This is a genomic window from Nonomuraea sp. NPDC003201 (assembly GCF_053590415.1).
Genome location: NZ_JBSFTC010000546.1, coordinates 1 through 4,506, shown reverse-complemented (window position 1 = coordinate 4,506; position 4,506 = coordinate 1). Strand labels below are relative to the sequence as shown.

Here is a 4,506-nt window from a genome sequence, read left to right as displayed (position 1 = left end):
TCTTCCCATCACCTTGACGGCCACGCCGGCCCCGCGGCCGCGGCGGCCCGGTGGGCGGGCCGCCGGGGCCAGCCGGCCATTTCGCGCCCTCGCCGTAAAACCGCCGCACCGGCCGGTGAGCGGCTGGTGAAGCATCCTGACAACGTCAGGGAGGAGATCGACCGCAGCATCGCCGAGCTGCGCCGCCTATGAGCCCCCAAGCACCGTGCCGCGCCTGCGTGCGCCATGCCCTGCCCACAACCTTGCTGACCGCCGCCGCGGCGGTCAGCCGACGCCCCTCGATGCGGTAGATCTCCCGTCCTGGCCGGGGGCGCAGCTTCGGCCTGCGCCCCGCCGACGACCCGGCCGCGCGGGCCGAGCGCTCGGCGACTGCCTGGTTGGAACGTCTGGGGTTGTTCGTTCGTCATCCGGAGTGTGACGAGCTCTTCAGATCTCGACGAGCGGCTGCGCGTGGCGGCCGCCCGAACGCACCGTGCCGACCACCTGCGGCGCCAACACGCGGCCACCAAGGAGCAGATCCAGCAGGCTCACCACACCCTGACCGGCCTGGAGAAGGACCTGTCCAAGGAGGAGGCCGACGTCACCCGCCTGGAAGGCGGGCTGACCGCTTTCCTGGCCCGCCTGGTGAGCCAGCGCGAGGAGCGGTTGGATCGCGAGCGTGCCGAGGCCGCCGCCGCCAGGCAGCGGCTCGACGGCCACCGGGCCCGGCTGGCCCAGATCGAGGCGGACGAGCGGGCGATCGAGGCCGAGCTGGCGGGGCTCGCGACGGCCTCGGAGGAGTACGAGAAGCTGCTGGCCGAGAAGGAGCGGCAGCTCCTCGCCCGTGGTGATGCCCGCGCCAGTGAGCTGACGGACCTCGGCGCCGCCCTCGACCGTGTCTCGGCGGAGCGGCGGGAGCACACGGAGGCGTACCAGGCCGGGCAGGCTGCACTCCACGCGCTGGCCCAGGTGCTCGGCTACCTCGGCTCGGCCAAGGGCGCCTCCACCTGGGACCTCTTGGGCGGCGGCCTGATCGCCGACGCCGTCGAGCACAACCGGCTGCGCTCCGCCGACGAGGCCGCCTGGCACGCCCAACGGGCCCTGGACGTCTTCTCCCGCGAACTCGCTGACGTCGGCGTCTCCGCGCGGGCCCGCCTGCCCAAGGTGGACACGCGGTGGTTCGTCGACACGTTCTTCGACAACATCATCACCGATGTGATGAAGCATCAGCGCATCGAGAACACCCGCGCCGAGGTCGAGCGGACGGCCCGATGGGTCCAGGACGTGGGGACGCACCTGCGGCACCGCGACGCCGAGCTGTCCAACGAACGCGCGCGACTGCTGGCCAGGCGCGAGGAGTTGCTGCGCGGTTGAGGCGTCCGAGCGGCGCAGTTCGTGAAGCAGCTCGGTCCGGCGGCCGGACGGTCACGACGGACGGGACGCGAGTACGCGACGTAGTCCGTGACGTGGTGGCCGAGGCGGCGCCGGAGGAACTGCCGCTGATGGCGGGGTCGGCCGGGTCCGACGACGTCATGGCCGTACGGCGACTGGCCGGCGACGCGAGACCCTGGGCTTCGGCCTCGGCGAGGTCGCCGCGCTGGTGACTCCCGCGGTGTGGCCGGCGGTGGACCATGCGGCGCAGCGGATCATAAGGCCGGGGTGGACGTCCGGGCCAGCAGGGCGAGGTCCGCGCTGCGCTAACCTTCCGCGGGCCGATCGAGCCTCCGCGAAGACCCACCTGGCGAAGACCATCACCGTCATCAGCGCGGCGGTGCCCACGGCCCTGACCGAGCTGATCACACTCGGGCGAACGCTCAAACGCCGGGCCGCCGACGTGCCGGCCCTCTTCGATCGGGCCGGCACCAGCAACGGACCGGCCGAAGCGATCAACGGCCGCCTTCGCCTACGCAACTCCGCGCCGGGCTTCCGCAACCTCGCCAGATCACTACTCGAGGCCGGCGGGTCAGACCACATCAGATGAGCCCGGAAAGTTTTGAAAGAAATCCGGGAGGCGTGTCGGATCGGGGCGGTGGTGTTCGTAGCAGGGGTGAGGCCCGCCACAAGGCGCGCGCGACCAACTGCCCGCAAGGAGACACCATGACTGCCACGTACACCTTCGACATCTTCTCCACGCTCGACGGCTTCGCCAACCACAACGGCGACTGGGGCGGCTACTGGGGCAAGCAGGGCCCCGAATTCCTCGCCTATCGCGCCGCTGCCTACCGCGACCCGCTGCGCATGGTGCTCGGGGCCAAGACCTACTCGTCGAACGCGCCGTTCCTTGACGCGGGCTTCGACCGCAGCCTGTTCGACGGGTGGATCACGCGCATGTTCGACTCGCCGGTCACGGTGCTCTCCAGCCGGCTGACCGAGCCGCTCGAGTGGCCGGACACGACCATCGAGTCCGGCGATCCTGTCGAGGTGGTCACGCGCCTCAAGGCCGAATCCGATGTGCCGCTGCGCTCCCACGGCAGCTTGACGCTCAACCGGACGCTGCTGAACGCCGGCCTGATCGACACCATCGAGGTGACGGTCTTCCCAGTGATCTCCGGGTCGACCGGCGTGGACCGGATCTTCGACGGTGCGGACGACTTCGACCTCGAACTGCTCGAGGCCCGGACCTTCGACGGCCACACGCAGGTGCTGACCTATCGACCGACCCGACACGGTTGATCGGCGACGGGGCGTCGTTGGGCCATGCCGGGATCGTCATCCTCGCCGCGTGCGTGGTGTATGGCGCTGTGCTCCTGACGACGACACGTTGGCCACCAGCGAATGGCCGATCCCAGGGCGCGACCGCGCGGATTCACACCGACATCCCCGGCGCCGGCCGTCGGCCCCGTTTTCGGACTACCAATCAGTTCACCAGCACGATCTTCCCGCGAGCGTGCCGGCTCTCGCTCAGCTCGTGTGCGGCGGCGGCCTCGGTGAGCGGGAACGCCGCCGCGACCGGCACCCGTAGCCGGCCCTGCCCGGCGAGCTCGACCGCGATGCCGAGGCCGTGCACCGCCAGCGGGTCGGCGGCTCCAACGGCCGCCGCCGTGTCGCCGGCCGGTACGCCGTGCGACAGGTGCACGCCGAGGGCCGCCGCGGTGAGGTCGGGAGCGATCGTCACCACGTGCGCCGGGTTCCCGGTGATGGCGATCAGGTCGGGCAGCGCCCCTCCTGCGCAGTCGCACACCGCGTTCACCCCGCCCGGTGCCAGCGCGCGGACCCGTTCGACCAGACCCGCCCCGTACGTCGTCGCCTCGGAGCCCAGCGAGCGCAGGAAGTCGTGGTTGTGCTCCCCGGCCGTGCCGATGACGGTGGCGCCACGGGCGACCGCGAGCTGCACGGCCACCGTGCCCACCCCGCCGGCCGCGCCCTGCACCAGCACGGTGTGCCCGGCGCCGACCGCGAGCCGGTCGAGCACCCGGGTGGCCGTCTCGACGCTGCCTGCGGCACCACCGGCCTCCTCCCAGCTCCACGCGGCCGGTTTCGGCGCCCAGGCGGCCAGGACCGCGTGATCGGCGTTGGCGCCGCGCGCGGTCGTGGCGGTCATGCCGAACACCTCGTCGCCGACCCCGACACCCGTGACGCCGTCGCCGACCTCGTCCACCACGCCGGCGGCGTCGAACCCGGTCCGGTACGGAAACGTCACGGGCACCACGTCACGCATCTTCCCTGAGCGGATGGACGTCTCCCCCGTCGACAATCCGGACGCCCGTACGGCGACGCGGATCGTCCCCGGCCCGGCATGCGGCTCCTCGACCTCGGCGACATGCACCACGCCGGCCGGGCCGTACTCGGAAAACTGAACTGCTCTCATGCGCCGTACCGTAACGGAACACCCCGTCCGTTTGACTAAAGTGAGAGCGGTGACGGCCGAAGTGAGTCAGAAGCTGCGCTCCGACGCCCGCGACAACCGCGCGCGCATCCTCGCGGTCGCCCGCGCGACCTTCGCCGCCGAGGGCCTCGACGCGCCGATCCGGGAGATCGCCCGGCGCGCGCAAGTCGGCGCGGCCACCGTCTACCGGCACTTCCCGACCAAGGAAGCGCTGCTCAGCGAGGTCTTCGCCGAGCCGATCGCCATGTGCTCGGCGGTCGTCGAGGAAGGGCTGGCGCAGGCCGACCCGTGGCGCGGGTTCTGCCTGGTGATCGAGAAGCTCATGGAGGTGCACGCCCTCGACCGGGGCCTGTCCGGCGCGTTCACCTCGCAGCTGCCGTACTTCGCCGCGGACCGCGACCGTACGATCCGGCTGCTGCTCCGACTCATCCGGCGCGCGAAGGAGGCGGGCGGCCTGCGGGCGGACTTCGTCCTGGAGGACTTCATCCTGGCGATGATGGCGAACGAGGGCATCCGCGCCGAGTCACCCGAGCAGCGAGCGGCGGCCTCGCGCCGTTTCGCGGCCCTGATGATCCAGTCGTTCCGTGCCGACCCCGTCCGCGCGCCGCTTTCATTGCCGCGGTCGCCGTTGGTCACGTTGGTGCTGCCGTTGGTCGACCAGTTGCCGGTGACGGTGAAGTTCCCCATGTTCTCGCCGCCCC

6 protein-coding genes and 1 pseudogene are annotated in these 4,506 nt (G+C 71.5%); 6 read left to right on the top strand and 1 reads right to left on the bottom strand.

All coding sequences use genetic code 11. The features are described 5' to 3' along the window. The 5 genes and pseudogenes from ACWDX9_RS60345 to ACWDX9_RS60325 form a co-directional block, all read left to right on the top strand. Nucleotides 1-192: hypothetical protein (locus tag ACWDX9_RS60345; protein WP_449972919.1), on the top strand; the 192-nt coding region annotated here is incomplete at its 5' end. Between the two features lie 222 nt (nt 193-414). After that, on the top strand, nt 415-1,353 hold the full coding sequence (locus ACWDX9_RS60340) for a hypothetical protein (protein WP_449972917.1): 939 nt from the start codon (nt 415-417) through the stop codon (nt 1,351-1,353). Between the two features lie 92 nt (nt 1,354-1,445). After that, nucleotides 1,446-1,583, top strand: a complete 138-nt coding sequence (locus ACWDX9_RS60335; RefSeq protein WP_449972915.1) for a hypothetical protein — start codon at nt 1,446-1,448, stop codon at nt 1,581-1,583. A 140-nt stretch (nt 1,584-1,723) separates the two neighbouring features. Further along, nucleotides 1,724-1,942 (top strand): annotated as a pseudogene (locus ACWDX9_RS60330) (transposase); the annotation flags it as partial. A 134-nt stretch (nt 1,943-2,076) separates the two neighbouring features. After that, nucleotides 2,077-2,652 carry a dihydrofolate reductase family protein gene (locus ACWDX9_RS60325; protein WP_449972913.1) on the top strand — a complete coding sequence of 192 codons (576 nt, stop codon included), beginning with the start codon at nt 2,077-2,079 and terminating at the stop codon, nt 2,650-2,652. Nucleotides 2,653-2,836: 184 nt separating this feature from the next. Here the strand turns inward: ACWDX9_RS60325 and ACWDX9_RS60320 are convergent, their stop codons facing one another. After that, nucleotides 2,837-3,787, bottom strand: a complete 951-nt coding sequence (locus ACWDX9_RS60320; protein ID WP_449972911.1) for an NADP-dependent oxidoreductase — start codon at nt 3,785-3,787, stop codon at nt 2,837-2,839. Between the two features lie 49 nt (nt 3,788-3,836). Between ACWDX9_RS60320 and ACWDX9_RS60315 the strand changes: the two genes are divergently transcribed. Continuing rightward, nucleotides 3,837-4,506: TetR/AcrR family transcriptional regulator (locus tag ACWDX9_RS60315; RefSeq protein ID WP_449972909.1), on the top strand; the 670-nt coding region annotated here is incomplete at its 3' end.

Bases quoted from the DNA above. Each gene is read 5' to 3' on its own strand.
- ACWDX9_RS60325 (WP_449972913.1), top strand. From the start codon at position 2,077: ATGACTGCCACGTACACCTTCGACATCTTCTCCACGCTCGACGGCTTC.
- ACWDX9_RS60320 (WP_449972911.1), bottom strand. From the start codon at position 3,787: ATGAGAGCAGTTCAGTTTTCCGAGTACGGCCCGGCCGGCGTGGTGCAT.